Origin of the sequence: Streptomyces mirabilis (genome assembly GCF_039503195.1) — a bacterium.
GTDB classification, from domain to species: domain Bacteria; phylum Actinomycetota; class Actinomycetes; order Streptomycetales; family Streptomycetaceae; genus Streptomyces; species Streptomyces mirabilis_D.
In genome coordinates this window covers 7,411,534-7,429,163 of record NZ_JBCJKP010000001.1, presented here as the reverse complement: position 1 = coordinate 7,429,163, position 17,630 = coordinate 7,411,534, and the positions used below count along the sequence as shown (strand labels likewise).

Genomic DNA, 17,630 nt, shown 5'->3' with positions numbered 1-17,630 from the left:
GAATAATCCCCACGGTTCACAGCGTCCTCGCTGTGCGCCCACCGAGACCATGCCCGGCAGGACTTTTTCAAAGGAACCTCGCCCCAGCCGATCGGCCGGAGACGGGGTATCAACATATCTGGCGTTGATTTTTGGCACGCTGTTGAGTTCTCAAGGAACGGACGCTTCCTTTGTACTCACCCTCTCGGGCTTTCCTCCGGGCGCTTCCCTTCGGTCCTGCTTTGTTCTTGCGTTTCCGACTCTATCAGACCGTTTCCCGATCCGATTTCCTCGGCGCTTTCCAGGTTTCCGCTTTCGCGTTTCCCCTTCCGGCGGCTCCGACTTTATCAGAGATTCTGAGTCGGAATTTCCGTCCCGCTCGGGGTGGTTCCTGGCACACGGTCGTGCCGGGTTCCCGTTCAGGCGGAGCCGTAAACGTACTGGAGCGGGGCGCCCCGATGCAAATCGAGGGGCCCCGCTCCGGAGTTGGCGCGTGCGAGGGGTCAGACCTCGACGACGACCGGCAGGATCATCGGACGGCGGCGGTAGTTGTCCGAGACCCACTTGCCCAGCGTGCGGCGGATGAGCTGCTGCATCTGGTGGGGCTCGACCACGCCGTCCTGGGCCGAGCGCTCCAGGACCTCCGTGACCTTCGGGATGACGTCCGCGAAGGCGGAGTCGTCGATGCCCGAACCGCGCGCGTGGATGTGCGGGCCGGCGGTGATCTTGCCCGTACTCGAGTCGATCACCACGAAGACCGAGATGATGCCCTCGTCGCCGAGGATCTTGCGGTCCTTGAGCGCCGGCTCGCCCACGTCACCGACCGAGAGTCCGTCGACGTACACGTAACCCGCCTGGACCTTGCCGGAGATCTTCGCCTTGCCCTCGATGAGGTCGACGACGATTCCGTCCTCGGCGATCACGATGCGGTCGTGCGGGACGCCGGTGAGGGCGCCGAGCTCGGCGTTGGCGCGCAGATGGCGCCATTCGCCGTGGACCGGCATCAGGTTCCGCGGCTTGCAGATGTTGTAGAAGTACAGCAGCTCGCCCGCGGAGGCGTGGCCGGAGACGTGCACCTTGGCGTTGCCCTTGTGGACGACGTTGGCGCCCCAGCGGGTGAGGCCGTTGATGACGCGGTAGACCGCGTTCTCGTTGCCCGGGATGAGCGACGAGGCCAGGATCACCGTGTCGCCCTGGACGATCCGGATCTGGTGGTCCCGGTTGGCCATCCTCGACAGGGCCGCCATCGGCTCGCCCTGCGAGCCCGTGCAGACCAGGACGATCTCGTGGTCCGGGAGGTCGTCGAGCGTCTTGACGTCCACCACGAGGCCCGGCGGGACCTTCAGATAGCCCAGGTCGCGTGCGATGCCCATGTTGCGGACCATCGAGCGGCCGACGAAGGCGACCCGGCGGCCGTACTCGTGGGCCGCGTCCAGGATCTGCTGGATGCGGTGAACGTGGCTGGCGAAGCTCGCCACGATGATCCGCTTGCGGGCGCTCGCGAAGACCGTGCGCAGTGCGTTCGAGATGTCGCGCTCGGGCGGGACGAAACCCGGGACCTCGGCGTTGGTGGAGTCGGAGAGAAGAAGGTCGATGCCTTCTTCGCTCAGACGTGCGAACGCATGCAGGTCCGTGAGGCGGTTGTCCAGCGGGAGCTGGTCCATCTTGAAGTCGCCGGTGTGGACGACCATGCCCGCTGGGGTGCGGATGGCGACCGCGAGGGCGTCCGGGATGGAGTGGTTGACCGCCACGAACTCGCAGTCGAAGGGGCCGATGCGCTCGCGGTGGCCCTCCGCGACTTCGAGGGTGTACGGGCGGATGCGGTGCTCCTGGAGCTTCGCCTCGATGAGGGCGAGGGTCAGCTTGGAGCCGATCAGCGGGATGTCCGGCTTCTCGCGCAGGAGGAACGGGACAGCGCCGATGTGGTCCTCGTGGCCATGGGTGAGGACGATGCCCTCGATGTCGTCGAGGCGGTCCCTGATGGACGTGAAGTCCGGCAGGATCAGGTCGATTCCGGGCTGCTCCTCCTCGGGGAAGAGCACTCCGCAGTCGACGATCAGCAGTCGGCCGTCGTACTCGAAGACCGTCATGTTCCGGCCGATTTCGCCAAGGCCACCGAGCGGGGTGACCCGCAGGCCTCCCCTGGGGAGCTTCGGCGGCGGGCCAAGTTCAGGATGCGGATGACTCAAAAGACTCTCCTCACCACACGCGCCACGTACCTGGCAAGGCACGTGGCGCGCATGACGTTCGTGCAGTAGCAGTTGTCTGTGTGGGGTGCAGGCCCCTGGCCTGCGTTGTCGTGCATATTCAGTTGTGAAGTCCGTATTTAGAGTTCTACCCCGCCGGCAGCAAGATCGATCTTGAGCTGGGCGGTCTCCTCGGGCGACAGCTCGACCATCGGGGCGCGCAGCGGTCCGGCGGGCAGGCCCTGGAGGGCGAGCGCGGCCTTGGTCGTCATGACGCCCTGGGTGCGGAACATGCCGGTGAAGACGGGGAGCAGCTTCTGGTGGATCTCGGTGGCCTTCTGTACGTCGCCCGAGACGTACGCGTCCAGCATGGCGCGCAGCTCCGGGGTGACGACGTGGCCGACGACGGAGACGAAGCCGACCGCGCCCACGGAGAGCAGCGGCAGGTTCAGCATGTCGTCGCCGGAGTACCAGGCGAGTCCGGAGCGGGCGATGGCCCAGCTGGCTCGGCCGAGGTCTCCCTTGGCGTCCTTGTTCGCGACGATACGCGGGTGCTCGGCCAGCCGCACGAGGGTTTCGGTGCTGATCGGTACGCCACTGCGACCGGGGATGTCGTACAGCATCACCGGCAGCTCGGTCGCGTCGGCGATGGCCGAGAAGTGACGGTACAGGCCCTCCTGCGGGGGCTTGTTGTAGTACGGCGTCACGGTCAGCAGGCCGTGCGCGCCGGCCTTCTCGGCGGCGCGGGCGAGCTCGATGCTGTGACGGGTGTCGTTCGTCCCGACGCCCGCGACGATGTGGGCGCGGTCGCCGACCGCCTCGAGTACGGCTCGTACGAGATCCGATTTCTCCGCGTCACTGGTGGTCGGTGACTCACCGGTGGTGCCGTTGATGATCAGGCCGTCGTTGCCTGCGTCCACCAGGTGGGTGGCGAGCCGCTGTGCGCCGTCGAGGTCGAGTGCGCCGTCCGCCGTGAAGGGCGTGACCATGGCGGTGAGGACCCGCCCGAAGGGGGTCTGCGGAGTGGAGGTCGGAGCCATGGGTAACACGCTACTCGCTGCTCAGGGCGGGGTCTGCCCTCGGGGGACACGACAAAGCGCGACAAATGCGGAGCCCGGCACTGCCTGCTCGGGGGTTCAAGCAGTGCCGGGTCCGTTTGATCAGGCTAGATGAACTTCTCGAAATGCCGCAATACGGACACCTCGCTCGGTCGATCCGCACATCTGTGCCGAACGGCGCGCGGGAGCGCCTTACGGCGCCACGCGCCCGTTGGCATTGAAGGCCGCGTAGGTGAGCGGCATGAGCTTGGCCCACTCCGCCTCCATCTTCTCGCCGACCATCTCGATCTCCCGCTGCGGGAAGGACGGGACCTTGGCGAGCTCGTGCTGGGTGCGCAGACCGAGGAAGTGCATCAGGGAGCGTGCGTTGCAGGTGGCGTACATCGAGGAGAAGAGGCCGACGGGGAGGACGGCGCGGGCCACCTCGCGGGCCACACCGGCGGCCAGCATCTCCTGGTACGCCTCGTACGCCTGTCGGTAGGAGTCCTCCATCACACGGCCCGTGAGCTCCTGCTGCGCCTGGGTGCCCTCGACGAAGACGTACTTGCCGGGGCGGCCCTCCTGGACCAGCTTGCGGGACTCGTCCGGGACGTAGAAGACCGGCTCGAGCTCCCTGTACCTGCCCGACTCCTCGTTGTACGACCAGCCCACACGGTGCCGCATGAACTCGCGGAAGACGAAGATCGGGGCGCTGACGAAGAAGGTCATCGAGTTGTGCTCGAAGGGGCTGCCGTGCCGGTCCCGCATCAGGTAGTTCAGCAGGCCCTTGGAGCGCTCCGGGTCCTTCTGGAGCTCGTCGAGGGACTGCTCACCGAGGGTCGAGACGCGGGCGGCGAACAGCACGTCCGAGTCGGACGCGGTGTGCTTGACCAGCTCGACGGTGACATCGCTGCGGAAACTGGGCTTGAGGTCGTCGGCGGGGGTGTCGGTCACGGTGCGGAGGGTCCTTCCCATCACATCTCTCGGGCGGCGCCCACTCTACGGCCCGCCACCGACAACGGGGCGTTCGGTGCCGTGCCGCGACATTCGTCGGCGAACTTCAGCGAATTCGGTGATTCCGGGCACCTCTTGGGGCATTCGCTCGTCTGTATTGGTGACAGTGATCCGTTCGAGCCTCCAGAGGAGAAGCAACCCCCATGTTCCGTCGGCGCGAGCCCGTACCGTTCGCCTTCATCGCAGAAGCCGACCAGTTCCGCAGCAATGTCGCTCCCCCACCCCGCCGACGCTCGTCGGCCGGCGAGATATTCGGCCGCTGGCTCCTGGGCCTCACCGTGGTCGCCGGGCTGGTGGGCGCGCTGATCGTCGGGATGCCGGCCCTGTCGCTCGACCAGTCGTCCGCGACGACCCAGCATTCCGAAGCCTCCAACGGCCGCTGACCCTCCCCCGCTGCCCCATGGGCGTGGGGGCACCCCCATGGCCCCCCAAGGGTGGTGAGCGGGGACCCCGCTCGATAGCCTCACCGGGCACAGCCCCTGCGTGGATTGAGTGAGGATCAGTCGTGCCCCTGCCCTTCCTGACGGCGGACCGTGACTTTGACGAGGTGGCGGCCGAACTCGCCCTGCCCTTCGACGACCGCGGCCGCTGGCGGCGCCCCTACCGGCCCGGGCCGTGGCGGGTGGCCCTCGCCGCGCTCGTGCTGCTGCTCGCCTCCTACGTGCTCGTCGCGGCCGTGCTCGTCGCGCTCACGGGGAGCCGCTCCGCCGCCCTGCTCTGCTTCGGTGGGTCCGTGCTCGTGATCCTGTGCGCGTTGCGGCTGCTGCGGATGGGCGTCTGGGTGAGTGCGCGGGGGCTGCGCCGCGTGGGCTTCCTGAGCACGAGTACGGCGTCCTGGGAGCAGGTCGTCGCCGTACGCACCGTCCAGCAGCCGGTGCGCTGGCTCGGGCTGCCGCGCACCGTGCAGGGACAGGCGCTGATCCTCGTACGCAAGGGTCGGGCGGCGGACAGCGTGCCGCCGCTGCTCACCTCGCACAACTCCGACTTCCTGGCGCGCCCGGAGGCCTTCGACCGGGCGGCGGACGCCGTCGAGGTGTGGGCCGACGAGTACCGGCGGGATTGAGCCCCAGCGGTCATGGCGGGGTGCCGTAGCAGGGCTTCGTGGCCGGGCATCTCGTGGCAGGGCCAAGGGGCCGGCCCGCACTCCGCGGGCCGGCCCCTTCGACGTCCTTCTCGCCGTGCGCTGGTCGCACGCCTCGTGTGCGCCGTGGCTCTCAGGCCTCGGCGGGCCGCCTGCCCTCGCGCAGGGCGATCGCCCGCTGCATCGCCTTGCGGGCGCGCGGGGTGTCGCGGGCGTCGTGGTAGGCGATCGCGAGGCGGAACCAGCTGCGCCAGTCGTCCGGGGCGTCCTCGGTCTCGGCCTTGCGCCTGGCGAAGACCTCGTCGGCCGAGTCACGGTCGATACGGCCGCCCGGGGTGCGCTTCAACTCGTCGACGGGCAGGCCGCCCTCGGCGTCGAGCTCGGCGGCGAGCCGGTTGGCCTTGCGGACGAACTGGGTGTTCTTCCACAGGAACCAGATGCCGATGACCGGCAGGATCAGCACCGCGACACCGAAGGTGACGGTGATCAGGGTGCCGTTCTCGATGAGCAGCACGCCTCGGCTGCCGACCAGGACGAAATAGACGACCAGGACGGCTGCCGTGACGGCGTAGGTGATCTTCGCACGCATGTCTGCCGGCTATCTGTTGTACGTCCCTCGGCTCAGCCGAGGTCCAGGAAGTGTTCCAGGCCGAAGGTGAGGCCCGGGGCGGTCACCACGCGGCGGACGCCGAGCAGGATGCCCGGCATGAAGCTGCTGTGGTGGAGGGAGTCGTGGCGGATGGTGAGGGTCTCGCCCTCACCGCCCAGCAGGACCTCCTGGTGGGCGAGGAGCCCGCGCAGACGGACCGCGTGCACCGGGACGCCGTCGACGTTCGCGCCGCGGGCGCCGTCCAGGGCGGTCGCCGTGGCGTCGGGCTGGGGGGCGCTGCCCGCGCGCTCCCGGGCCGCGGCGATGAGCTGGGCGGTGCGCGTGGCGGTGCCGCTGGGGGCGTCCACCTTGTTCGGGTGGTGCAGCTCGACGACCTCGACGGACTCGAAGTACGGCGCGGCGACCTCGGCGAACTTCATGGTCAGTACGGCCCCGATGGAGAAGTTGGGCGCGATGAGCACGCCCGTCTCGGGGGACGCGGCCAGCGAGGCGTTGAGCTGCGCGAGCCGCTCGTCGGTCCAGCCGGTCGTGCCGACCACGGCGTGGATGCCGTGCCGTACGCAGAAGTCGAGGTTGCCCATCACCGAGGCCGGGGTCGTCAGTTCGACCACGACCTGGGTGCCGGTGGCGACCAGCGCTTCCAGCTCGTCGCCGCGGCTCAGCGCGGCCACCAGCTCCAGGTCCTCGGCGGCCTCGACGGCTCGCACCGCCTCGGCCCCGATCCGGCCCTTGGCACCGAGGACCGCCACGCGCAACTTGCTCATTGCTTCGTTCCTTACCGAGACGGGAATTACGCGACCGCGTCGTGCAGACGGGAGGCCTGCTTGTCCTTGAGCGGGCCGATGACCGACAGCGAGGGCCGCTCTCCCAGGATGTCGCGGGCGACCGAACGGACCTCGTCCGGGGTGACCGACGCTATCCGGACCAGCATGTCGTCGACCGACATCTGCTCGCCCCAGCACAGCTCGCTCTTGCCGATACGGTTCATCAGCGCGCCGGTGTCCTCCAGGCCGAGGACGGTGGAGCCCTGCAGCTGACCGATGGCGCGGCCGATCTCGTCGTCCGAGAGGCCGTGCTCGGCGACGTGGTCGAGCTCGTCGCGGCAGATCTTGAGCACGTCGTGGACCTGGCTCGGCCTGCAGCCCGCGTACACGCCGAAGAGGCCGCAGTCGGCGAAGCCCGAGGTGTACGAGTACACGCTGTAGGCCAGGCCGCGCTTCTCGCGGACCTCCTGGAAGAGGCGGGAGGACATGCCACCGCCCAGGGCGGTGTTCAGGACGCCCAGGGCCCAGCGGCGCTCGTCGGTGCGGGCGAGGCCCGGCATGCCGAGGACGACATGGGCCTGCTCGGTCTTGCGGCCGAGGAGCTCGACGCGGCCCGCGGTGCGGATGGCGCGGCGGCCGTCGCGCGGGGCGATCGGCTCGACGGCGCTCTCCCTGAGGGCGCCGGCCTTCTCGAAGGCGGCGCGGACCTGGCGTACGACCTTGTTGTGGTCGACGTTGCCCGCGCAGGCGACCACGAGGTGCGTCGGGTCGTAGTGCTTCTTGTAGAAGCGGCGGATGCGGTCGGCGCTGAGGGCGTTGACCGTGTCGACCGTGCCGAGGACCGGGCGGCCGAGGGGGGTGTCGCCCAGCATGGTGTGCGCGAACAGGTCGTGCACGCAGTCGCCCGGGTCGTCCTCGGTCATCGCGATCTCTTCGAGGATCACACCGCGCTCGGCGTCCACGTCGCCCTGCTCGATCAGTGAGCCGGTGAGCATGTCGCACACGACGTCGATGGCGAGCGGGAGGTCGGTGTCGAGCACACGCGCGTAGTAGCACGTGTATTCCTTGGCGGTGAACGCGTTCATCTCGCCGCCGACGGCGTCGATGGCGGAGGAGATGTCCAGGGCGCTGCGCCGGGAGGTGCCCTTGAAGAGCAGGTGCTCCAGGTAGTGCGTGGCGCCGTTCAGCGTCGGCGTCTCGTCGCGGGAGCCGACGTGCGCCCAGATCCCGAAGGTGGCCGAGCGTACGGAGGGGAGGGTCTCGGTGACGATGCGCAGGCCGCCGGGGAGGGTGGTCTTACGGACCGTACCGATGCCGTTCTCGCCCTTGATGAGGGTTTGGGTACGGGCGACGGCCCGCGCCTCCGAAGAGGTGCGGGCCGTCGCCGTGGAGCTACGAGACGTCACTGGTCGGTGTCGTCCTTCTTGTCGTCGTCGCCTTCGCCCTCGATCACGGGGATGAGGGAGAGCTTGCCGCGGGAGTCGATCTCGGCGATCTCGACCTGGACCTTCTGGCCCACACCGAGGACGTCCTCGACGTTCTCCACGCGCTTGCCGCCGGCGAGCTTGCGGATCTGCGAGATGTGCAGCAGACCGTCCTTGCCCGGGAGCAGCGACACGAACGCGCCGAAGGTCGTCGTCTTCACGACGGTGCCCAGGTAGCGCTCGCCGACCTCCGGCATGGTCGGGTTGGCGATGCCGTTGATCGTGGCGCGGGCGGCCTCGGCGGCCGGGCCGTCGGCGGCACCGATGTAGATGGTGCCGTCGTCCTCGATCGTGATCTCGGCGCCGGTGTCCTCCTGGATCTGGTTGATCATCTTGCCCTTGGGGCCGATGACCTCACCGATCTTGTCCACGGGGATCTTGACGGTGATGATCCGCGGGGCGTTCGGGGACATCTCGTCCGGCGTGTCGATCGCTTCCATCATCACGTCGAGGATGTGGAGGCGGGCGTCGCGGGCCTGCTTGAGGGCCGCGGCCAGGACGGAGGCCGGGATGCCGTCCAGCTTGGTGTCGAGCTGGAGGGCGGTCACGAACTCCTTGGTGCCGGCGACCTTGAAGTCCATGTCGCCGAAGGCGTCCTCCGCACCGAGGATGTCGGTGAGGGCGACGTAGTGCGTCTGGCCGTCGATCTCCTGGGAGATCAGACCCATGGCGATGCCGGCGACGGGGGCCTTCAGCGGCACACCGGCGTTCAGCAGCGACATGGTGGAGGCGCAGACCGAGCCCATGGAGGTCGAGCCGTTGGAGCCGAGGGCCTCGGACACCTGACGGATCGCGTAGGGGAACTCCTCGCGGGTCGGCAGGACCGGCACGAGCGCGCGCTCGGCGAGGGCGCCGTGGCCGATCTCGCGGCGCTTCGGGGAGCCCACGCGGCCCGTCTCACCGACGGAGTACGGCGGGAAGTTGTAGTTGTGCATGTAGCGCTTGCGGGTCACCGGGGAGAGGGTGTCCAGCTGCTGCTCCATGCGGAGCATGTTGAGGGTGGTGACGCCCAGGATCTGGGTCTCGCCACGCTCGAACAGCGCCGAGCCGTGCACGCGCGGGATGGCCTCGACCTCGGCGGCGAGCGTACGGATGTCCGTGACGCCGCGGCCGTCGATGCGGACCTTGTCCTTGATGACGCGCTCGCGGACCAGCTTCTTGGTCAGCGCGCGGTACGCGGCGGAGATCTCCTTCTCGCGACCCTCGAACTGCGGGAGCAGCTTCTCGGCGGCGATGTCCTTGACGCGGTCCAGCTCGGCCTCGCGGTCCTGCTTGCCGGCGATGGTGAGCGCCTGGGCGAGCTCGCTCTTGACCGCGGCGGTCAGGGCCTCGAGGACGTCGTCCTCGTAGTCGAGGAAGATCGGGAACTCGGCGGTCGGCTTGGCGGCCTTCGCGGCGAGGTCCGACTGCGCCTTGCACAGGACCTTGATGAAGGGCTTCGCGGCGTCGAGGCCGGAGGCGACGACCTCCTCGGTCGGCGCCTCGGCGCCACCCTTGACCAGCTGGATGGTCTTCTCGGTGGCCTCGGCCTCGACCATCATGATCGCGACGTCGCCGTCCTCCAGGACGCGACCGGCGACGACCATGTCGAAGACGGCGTCCTCGAGCTCGGTGTGCGTCGGGAACGCGACCCACTGGCCGTTGATCAGCGCGACGCGGACGCCGCCGACCGGGCCGGAGAAGGGCAGACCGGCCAGCTGCGTGGACGCGGAGGCGGCGTTGATCGCCACGACGTCGTACAGGTGGTCGGGGTTGAGGGCCATGATCGTGGCGACGACCTGGATCTCGTTGCGCAGGCCCTTCTTGAAGGACGGGCGCAGCGGGCGGTCGATCAGACGACAGGTGAGGACGGCGTCCTCGGAGGGACGACCCTCGCGGCGGAAGAAGCTGCCGGGGATCTTGCCTGCGGCGTACATCCGCTCCTCGACGTCCACCGTGAGGGGGAAGAAGTCGAGGTTGTCCTTGGGCTTCTTGGAAGCACTGGTGGCCGACAGCACCATGGTGTCGTCGTCCAGGTACGCCACGGCGGAGCCGGCGGCCTGCTTGGCCAGGCGGCCCGTCTCGAAGCGAATGGTGCGGGTGCCGAAGGAACCGTTGTCGATAACGGCCTCGGCGTAGTGGGTCTCGTTCTCCACTAGCGTTTTCTCCTCGTCTTCGTCCCGGCCTGCCCGTGTGGCAGGGGGACGGTGGCGGAGAGGCGCTCCGTCTGGTGCGGGCCGGTCTTCGATCGAAGCACCCGGGATCTCATTCCCCCGGGGGCCACTACCGAGGACCGGCGGCGGTGCGGTGCGCGTCTCCTCGTTCGTTGACGTGACGGTCCCTACCCGGCGGGTACGGAGTCATCACGCTGTGTCGTACGTGCTGTGTCCTGCGTATTGCGTTGTGCTACCACACTACAAAGCGTCGGTGACACTCCGCACGTACAGAGACGTACGGTACTCACGGCATCGGCACGTACAGCAAAAGGAGCGGCTCCCAAGAGGTGGGAACCGCTCCCTTCACGGCGTCTTACTTGGCGCCCGCCGCACCGCGGCGGATGCCCAGGCGGTCGACCAGCGCACGGAAGCGCTGGATGTCCTTCTTGGCCAGGTACTGCAGCAGCCGGCGGCGCTGACCGACCAGGATCAGCAGACCACGACGGGAGTGGTGGTCGTGCTTGTGGGTCTTGAGGTGCTCGGTCAGGTCCGAGATGCGGCGCGAGAGCATGGCGACCTGGACCTCGGGGGAGCCGGTGTCGCCCTCCTTCTGACCGAACTCGCTGATGATCTGCTTCTTCGTAGCGGCGTCGAGCGACACGCGTACTCCTCGTAGTCTCTGAGTAGCCACCGAGTGCCCCTGGTCCACATCTCAGGGGAGCTTCCGTTACTCGGGAGGCGGGGATCCGCTGGGCGCGGCCTCCAGAGCTATGGGCTCCGGGGGTGCGTACACAAACGGCCGTCACACAGCGTACCAGCCTGGCCGGATGCGTCTGTCCGGGTCTCCGAACCTTCCTGGTGACGCGGGCCTGGCCACTAGGGTGACCGCACAGGTCATTCGTACGTGGGGAAGGGGCCGCTTGAACATGGCCGAGGCAGCGGACGCAGCGGGCGTAGCGGACGAGGACAGCGCGGCGGAGACGGCCGCCGACGTCAAGGCGCGCAAGGAGCGGGAGAAGGACGAGCTCTACGCCCTGGACATCTCCGACGTCGAATGGCACAGCGCGCCGGGCACGGAGGAACACGAGGAGCGGGTCGAGATCGCGTACCTGCCCGAGGGCGCGGTGGCCATGCGTTCGTCCCTCGACCCGGACACGGTCCTGCGGTACACGGAGGCGGAGTGGCGAGCCTTTGTGCTGGGGGCGCGGGACGGGGAGTTCGATCTGGAGCCGACGCCGCACAAGGGCGGCCTTGCGGCGCAGTAGGCGACGCGCTGAGCGACAGAGACGGGGAGGGCGGTCGGCCGGTGAGCCGACCGCCCTCCCCGTTCTCGGCCCGGTGATCAGCTGGTCATGGACCGGGCCGCGCCGTACACGTCGAAGACGGCGAGGGCCAGCGGGATCAGGGTGAGCAGGACGAAGCCTTCGGCGACTTCCAGGAAGCGGCCCCAGAACGGGGTGAGGCCGCCGCGCGGCAGGATCAGGCCGAGTGAGGTGACCAGTGCTGCCGCCGCCGCGATCGCCGCGACGAGCCAGATCGTGCGGATGTCGAGGTCCGCACGGTCGCCGGTGAGGGCGTCGCGCATCAGGGCGTGCGGCGGGTTGAGCGCCAGGCCGAGGCCGAGCAGGACGAGAGCGCCGAGGCCAGCGGCCAGGACGGGCGCGACCTGGGTGGTGTAGCGGAAGAGGTGGGCGCGCATCAGCATGGCGACGCCGGTGGCGAAGGCGAGCAGCTGTCCCCAGACGTTGTCGGAGAAGCCGAGCACCACCGAGGCGCCGACGGCGAGCAGCGCGCAGCCGCCCACGAGCCCGACGAGGAGTTCGTGGCCTCGGCGGGCCTGCGCCTCGATGCGTTCGGCGTCGACCGGCTCCGGCGGGGCGGGATCGGCGGCGTACGCGCTGCGCGGAGTGGCGTTCGGCGGGTCGAAGCCGATCGGCAGGCGGGCAAAGCGCATGGACATGCCCGGCAGGAAGGCCAGTGCTCCCACGGCGACGGGCGCGCACAGCGCGGCGATCTCGGTGGGTGTCCAGTGCACGAGCAGTGCCACGAACACCACGACCAGGGCGATGGCGGAGGCGAACACGAAGGCGACGAACGGGCCGTCGCCGCGCGGCGAGCACAGGGTGAGAACCACCGAGGCCACCAGCACCGCCGCGCAGGCCAGCAGGAACTGCAGCTTGCCGATGCCCTCGCCGCCCGCCAGCGACAGCAGCCCGGAGCCCGCCACGCCCACGTTCGGGAGCGCGCCTAGTCCCAGCGCGACGGCGGAGGCCCGGTCGTCGTAGATCCGTGCACGGATCGCGGCGAGGACGACAAGAAGTACACCGGTGACGCCCGCGAGGATGCCGGGCAGGCTGTGCATGTCGTGGCGCGGATCGGCGGTCCAGGCGACGAACGCGAGCAGCGTCGGCAGGACGCCGCCGCCGACGAGTCCCGCGGCGCGCGTCAGGTCGCCGCTCCACAGGGTGCGTTCACGGGTGACCGCGGATGCGACCGCCTCTGACACGTCGTCGAAGACGGCGGGGGGCAGCGACTCGGAGAAGGGGCGCAGGGTGAGGAGTTCGCCGTCGAGAATCCGCTGCGCGGCGAAGGAGCGCGAGCTGTCGAGGACAGTGCCGTCGCGGCGTACGAGGTGGTAGCCGACCGGAGCGCCCTGGGCGGGACTCTGCTGGGAGAGCCTGAGGATCTCCGGATAGATGTCGGCGACCGGGATGTCGTCGGGCAGTGCCACGTCGATCCGGCTGTCGGGCGCGACGATGGTGACCCGGCAGAAGCCGAGGCCCGTGTCCGCCCCGTGAGGGGCTCCGGGTCCCGGCCCTCCGGCTCCGGTGGTTGTCGCGGAGGCCGTCATGCTCACCTGCTGCTCCCCCTCAATGATGGTCCTGCGTCTGCGATTTCGGTCATGCTCGTGCGTCTGCGTCGGTTGCGCGGACGTGATGGCGCCGGCCGCGGTGGTTCTGCGGCCATGGTGTGAAGGTCCTGCGTCTCTTTGTCCGGACCGCCCGGCCGACGGTGCGGCAAGGCGGCGGAAAGAGGTCCGTGCGGCCGGTTCTCGGGTTCCGCACACCACCACATCGCGCGGAATGCCCTGATTTTCCGGCCTCGTTCGCGTGTGCTCACGCGAACATCCGGCACCCTACCGCCCACCCGTCTCCCATGAAGTCAGTAGCAAGTCAGTAGGATCACGCGGCGGCCTGCGTCCGCCTGACACGGGGCGGCGGGCGGAAGACCCTGGGGCCGGCAAGGGAATTGGTGAGCAGTGAGCCAAATCATCGTCAAGCGCCCTCCTCGGGCGCTGCCGTCCGAAGTGCCCACGGAAGAGGTCGTCCTTCAGCCGCCGCCGGAGCTTCCGCGCGGGCATCAGGAGAGCGTCCTCATGCAGCTGCTGCCGACGCTCGGCATGGGCGGCTCGGTGGTCTTCTTCTTCACGAACGGGCAGCCGTTCATGAAGATCATGGGCATGGTGATGATCGCGTCGACGGTGGCCATGTCCGTCGCGATGGTCGTCCGCTTCCGTCGCGGCTCCCAGGGCCAGCTCGCGGACTTGCGCCGCGACTATCTGAGCTATCTGTCGCAGACCCGGCGCACGGCCCTGGACACGGGGAAAGCGCAGCGCGACGCCCAGTACTACCTGCATCCTTCTCCCGAGCAGTTGTGGGCGCTGGTCGCCGAGGGCAGCCGGGTGTGGGAACGGCGGCCGGGGGACGAGGACTTCGCCCAGGTGCGCATCGGCCTCGGTCCGCAGTCGCTGGCCACTCCGCTGGTCTCCCCCGAGACAGGTCCGGTCGACCAGCTGGAGCCGCTGACCGCGGGCGCGATGCAGCGCTTCGTGGCCACCCACGGCGTCCTGGACGCGCTGCCGATGGCCGTCTCGCTGCGCGCCTTCTACCACGTCACGGTCAGCGGCGATCCGCAGTCCGTGCGTGCCTCTGCGCGTGCTGTGGCCGGTTCGCTGGCCTCGCTGCACTCGCCCGAGGACCTGGTGATCGTGGTCGCGGCCGGGCGTGCGGAGCTCTCGCACTGGGAGTGGGCCAAGTGGCTGCCGCACGTGCAGCTCCCCGACACGGTGGACGGCGCGGGCAGCCGCCGGCTGATCGGCAGCGACTCGCGCGAGCTGGAACAGTTGCTGGCCACCCGGCTGACGGGGCGCCCACGCTTCCACCCGAACGCCTCTCCGCTCCCGGACGAACCGCACATCGTCGTCGTACTCGATGGCCTGTCGCTACCACCGGACTCCGTCCTGGCCGCCCCCGAGGGACTGCAAGGGGTGACGGTCCTCGAGGTCGTCCCCGAGGAATTGTCCGGAGCGCGCGGTGACCTCTCCATCGTCGTGCAGCCGCACGCGCTGCATCTGGAGTCCGGGCACGGCATCGTCTACGAGGGCACACCGGACGCCCTCTCGTACGAGTCCGCGGAGGCGCTGGCGCGGCAGCTGGCGCCGCTGCGCATGGCCTCGGGCGGGGACGACGACGAACCGCTGCTCGCCAACCTGGAGTTCACGGATCTGCTGAACCTCGGAGACGCGGCCTCGGTGGACACCAAGCGCACCTGGCGGGCGCGCTCGCTCGCCGAGCGGCTGCGCGTGCCGATCGGCGTCGGCGAGGACGGGCGGCCCGTGATGCTGGACCTCAAGGAGGCCGCGCAGGAAGGCATGGGCCCGCACGGTCTGTGCGTGGGCGCGACGGGTTCGGGCAAGTCGGAGCTGCTGCGCACGCTGGTGCTGGGTCTTGCGGTGACGCACTCGTCGGAGACGCTGAACTTCGTCCTCGCGGACTTCAAGGGTGGTGCCACCTTTGCCGGGATGGCGCAGATGCCGCACGTGGCAGCCGTGATCACCAACCTCGCGGACGATCTGACGCTGGTCGACCGCATGGGCGACTCCATCCGCGGTGAGCTCAACCGCCGCCAGGAGATGCTGCGCGACGCGGGCAACTACGCGAACATCCACGACTACGAGAAGGCGCGCGCGGCCGGGGCCCCGCTCCAGCCGATACCGTCCCTCGTCCTCGTGATCGACGAGTTCAGCGAACTGCTGACCGCCAAGCCGGACTTCATCGAGATGTTCGTGCAGATCGGCCGCATCGGCCGTTCGCTGGGCGTGCACCTGCTGCTGGCCTCGCAGCGCCTGGAGGAGGGCCGGCTGCGCGGTCTGGAGACGTACCTCTCGTACCGGATCGGCCTGCGGACGTTCTCCGCCGCCGAGTCGCGTGCGGCGCTGGGCGTCCCCGACGCGTACGAACTGCCGAACGTGCCCGGTTCCGGCTTCCTGAAGTTCGGCACCGACGAGATGGTGCGTTTCAAGGCGGCGTACGTCTCCGGGGTGTACCGCACGGGTCCGACCCGGTCCGCGCTCGGCGGCGCGCTGCCGGTGGACCGGCGGCCGGTGCTGTTCACCGCGGCGGAGGTGCCGGTGCGGTACGTCGCCGTGCCCCAGCAGCGCGAGGAGACGCCGGAGACGGACGACGCCCTGGCCGACACCGTGCTCGATGTGATCGTGCGCCGTCTGGAGGCGCAGGGCCCGGCGGCCCACCAGGTGTGGCTGCCGCCGCTGGACAGCCCGCCGTCGCTGGACGGGCTGCTCCCGGGACTGGCGGCGGTGCAGGGGCGCGGGCTCACCCAGCCCGGCTACGAGGGGGCGGGGCGGCTCGTCGTACCCGTCGGTCTCGTCGACAAGCCGTACGAGCAGCGCCGCGACCCGCTGTGGGTCGACTTCTCGGGCGCGGCCGGCCATATGCAGATCGTCGGCGGTCCGCAGTCCGGCAAGTCGACGCTGCTGCGCAGCCTGATCGCCTCCTTCGCGCTCACCCACACCCCCCACGAGGTCCAGTTCTACGGTCTCGACTTCGGCGGTGGCGGCATGTCGGCCGTGGCCGGACTTCCGCACGTCGGCGGTGTGGCCTCGCGCCTCGACCCGGAGAAGGTGCGGCGTACGGTCGCCGAGGTGTACGGCGTCATGACGCGCCGCGAGGAGTACTTCCGCTCCTCCGGCATCTCGTCGATCGCCGAGTTCCGCACGAAGCGGGCGCGCGGCCAGATCTCCCTGACCGACCAGCCGTGGGGTGATGTCTTCCTGGTCATCGACGGCTGGGGCAACTTCCGCGCGGACTACGAGGCCGTGGAGGGCATCGTCCTGGACATCGCCGCACGGGGCCTCGGCTACGGCATCCACCTCGTCCTGACCGCGTCCAGGTCGATGGAGGTCCGGGCGAACCTCAAGGACCACCTGATGAACCGCCTGGAGTTGCGCCTCGGCGACACGATGGACTCCGAGCTGGACCGCAAGGTGGCGGTGAACGTCCCCACGGGCGTGCCCGGCCGCGGCCAGGCGCCGGGGAAGCTGCACTTCATGGGCGCCGTTCCGCGCATCGACGGTCTGATGTCGGACACGGACCTCGCCGACGCGACGGCGGCGCTGGCGACGGAGGTGTCCCGCCACTGGCAGGCGCCCGGCGCCCCCGAAGTCCGGCTGCTCCCCCGCGAGTTCCCGGCGCAGCAACTGCCTCCGGGTGACCACTCCCCGCACCGCGGCGTGGCCTTCGCGCTCGACGAGGACAACCTCGAACCCGTCTTCGTCGACTTCGAGCAGGACCCGTTCTTCCTCGTCTTCGGAGAGAGCGAGTCGGGCAAGTCGAACCTGCTGCGTCTGCTGATCAAGCAGCTGACGGAGCGCTACTCGGGCGACGACTGCAAGCTGTTCGTGGTCGACAACCGGCGCTCACTGCTGGACGTCACCCCGTCCACGCACCTCGCCGAGTACATCCCCATGTCCAACGCCATGGACCACCACATGAGCGCGCTGGCGGAGCTGATGCAACGCCGGACACCCACGGCGGACGTGACCGCGCAGCAGCTGCGGGAGCGGAGCTGGTGGCGCGGCCCGACGGTGTACGTCGTGGTCGACGACTACGACCTCGTGTCCACGTCGAGCGGGAACCCGCTGGGCGGTCTGACGGAACTGCTTCCGTTCGCGCGGGATGTGGGCGTGCGGTTCATCATCGCCCGGTCGACCGCCGGAGCGGGACGCGCCTCGTACGAGCCGTTCATGCAGCGGATGAAGGAGCTGGGTGCGCAGGGCGTGGTGCTCGCCGGCGATCCGGGCGAGGGAGACGTCCTGGGCGGAGTGCGGCCTCGGGCGATGCCTGCGGGTCGGGGCGTCTTTGTCTCTCGTAAGCGGGGAAAGCCATTGGTTCAGACCGGGTTGATGAGTGTGGAGTACTGATGAAGTGCGCGCGAAAGTCTTCGCACTCGACAGCTCCGAGGCGACAGATCTGTTCCATTGGTACGTTGAAGTAGCCCGGCGGCCGTCGGTCCGACGGCCGCGTACACGGGAACAACGGGGA

The 17,630-nt window shown here is 69.3% G+C and carries 13 protein-coding genes; 4 read left to right on the top strand and 9 right to left on the bottom strand.

The annotated features are described in order from the left end of the window. Positions 1-482 precede the first annotated feature (482 nt). The 3 genes from AAFF41_RS34110 to thyX form a co-directional block, all read right to left on the bottom strand. Entirely contained in the window at positions 483-2,168 is a 1,686-nt protein-coding gene (locus AAFF41_RS34110; protein WP_319747413.1) for a ribonuclease J, read from the bottom strand. A 137-nt stretch (positions 2,169-2,305) separates the two neighbouring features. Continuing rightward, positions 2,306-3,205 (bottom strand): 4-hydroxy-tetrahydrodipicolinate synthase, encoded by a 900-nt coding sequence (gene dapA, locus AAFF41_RS34105; protein WP_319747411.1) that lies wholly within the window; start codon positions 3,203-3,205, stop codon positions 2,306-2,308. A gap of 210 nt (positions 3,206-3,415) precedes the next feature. Then, positions 3,416-4,156: an FAD-dependent thymidylate synthase gene (gene thyX, locus AAFF41_RS34100; RefSeq protein ID WP_054232799.1), complete on the bottom strand. Its 741-nt coding sequence runs from the start codon at positions 4,154-4,156 to the stop codon at positions 3,416-3,418. A gap of 203 nt (positions 4,157-4,359) precedes the next feature. On the opposite strand from thyX, the gene AAFF41_RS34095 reads away from it, so the two are divergent. Both AAFF41_RS34095 and AAFF41_RS34090 read left to right on the top strand, forming a co-directional pair. Further along, the gene (locus AAFF41_RS34095; RefSeq protein ID WP_054232800.1) at positions 4,360-4,599 is read left to right on the top strand and encodes a hypothetical protein; all 240 of its coding nucleotides are present in this window, start codon (positions 4,360-4,362) and stop codon (positions 4,597-4,599) included. A 122-nt stretch (positions 4,600-4,721) separates the two neighbouring features. Continuing rightward, on the top strand, positions 4,722-5,279 hold the full coding sequence (locus tag AAFF41_RS34090; protein WP_319747409.1) for a hypothetical protein: 558 nt from the start codon (positions 4,722-4,724) through the stop codon (positions 5,277-5,279). Positions 5,280-5,430: 151 nt separating this feature from the next. On the opposite strand, the gene AAFF41_RS34085 is transcribed toward AAFF41_RS34090, so the two are convergent. From AAFF41_RS34085 to rpsO, 5 genes are all read right to left on the bottom strand, one after another. Beyond that, positions 5,431-5,886, bottom strand: coding sequence for a tetratricopeptide repeat protein (locus AAFF41_RS34085; RefSeq protein ID WP_054232802.1), 456 nt, complete (start codon positions 5,884-5,886; stop codon positions 5,431-5,433). A 32-nt stretch (positions 5,887-5,918) separates the two neighbouring features. Continuing rightward, positions 5,919-6,671 carry a 4-hydroxy-tetrahydrodipicolinate reductase gene (gene dapB / locus AAFF41_RS34080; RefSeq protein WP_319747406.1) on the bottom strand — a complete coding sequence of 251 codons (753 nt, stop codon included), beginning with the start codon at positions 6,669-6,671 and terminating at the stop codon, positions 5,919-5,921. 26 nt (positions 6,672-6,697) lie between these two features. Then, entirely contained in the window at positions 6,698-8,077 is a 1,380-nt protein-coding gene (locus AAFF41_RS34075; protein WP_319747404.1) for a M16 family metallopeptidase, read from the bottom strand. Beyond that, positions 8,074-10,290, bottom strand: a complete 2,217-nt coding sequence (locus tag AAFF41_RS34070; protein WP_054232805.1) for a polyribonucleotide nucleotidyltransferase — start codon at positions 10,288-10,290, stop codon at positions 8,074-8,076. The genes AAFF41_RS34075 and AAFF41_RS34070 overlap by 4 nt, the downstream gene beginning before the upstream one ends. Positions 10,291-10,663: 373 nt before the next feature. Continuing rightward, the gene (rpsO, locus tag AAFF41_RS34065) at positions 10,664-10,951 is read right to left on the bottom strand and encodes a 30S ribosomal protein S15 (RefSeq protein ID WP_037741887.1); all 288 of its coding nucleotides are present in this window, start codon (positions 10,949-10,951) and stop codon (positions 10,664-10,666) included. 265 nt (positions 10,952-11,216) lie between these two features. Between rpsO and AAFF41_RS34060 the strand changes: the two genes are divergently transcribed. Further along, positions 11,217-11,555, top strand: coding sequence for a DUF397 domain-containing protein (locus tag AAFF41_RS34060; protein WP_319747401.1), 339 nt, complete (start codon positions 11,217-11,219; stop codon positions 11,553-11,555). Between the two features lie 77 nt (positions 11,556-11,632). Here AAFF41_RS34060 and eccD read toward each other — a convergent pair whose 3' ends face one another. Beyond that, entirely contained in the window at positions 11,633-13,141 is a 1,509-nt protein-coding gene (gene eccD / locus AAFF41_RS34055) for a type VII secretion integral membrane protein EccD (protein WP_388411244.1), read from the bottom strand. Positions 13,142-13,549: 408 nt separating this feature from the next. Here eccD and eccCa point away from each other — a divergent pair, with 408 nt between their 5' ends. Continuing rightward, positions 13,550-17,509: a type VII secretion protein EccCa gene (gene eccCa, locus AAFF41_RS34050; protein ID WP_319747396.1), complete on the top strand. Its 3,960-nt coding sequence runs from the start codon at positions 13,550-13,552 to the stop codon at positions 17,507-17,509. The last annotated feature ends 121 nt before the right edge of the window (positions 17,510-17,630 follow it).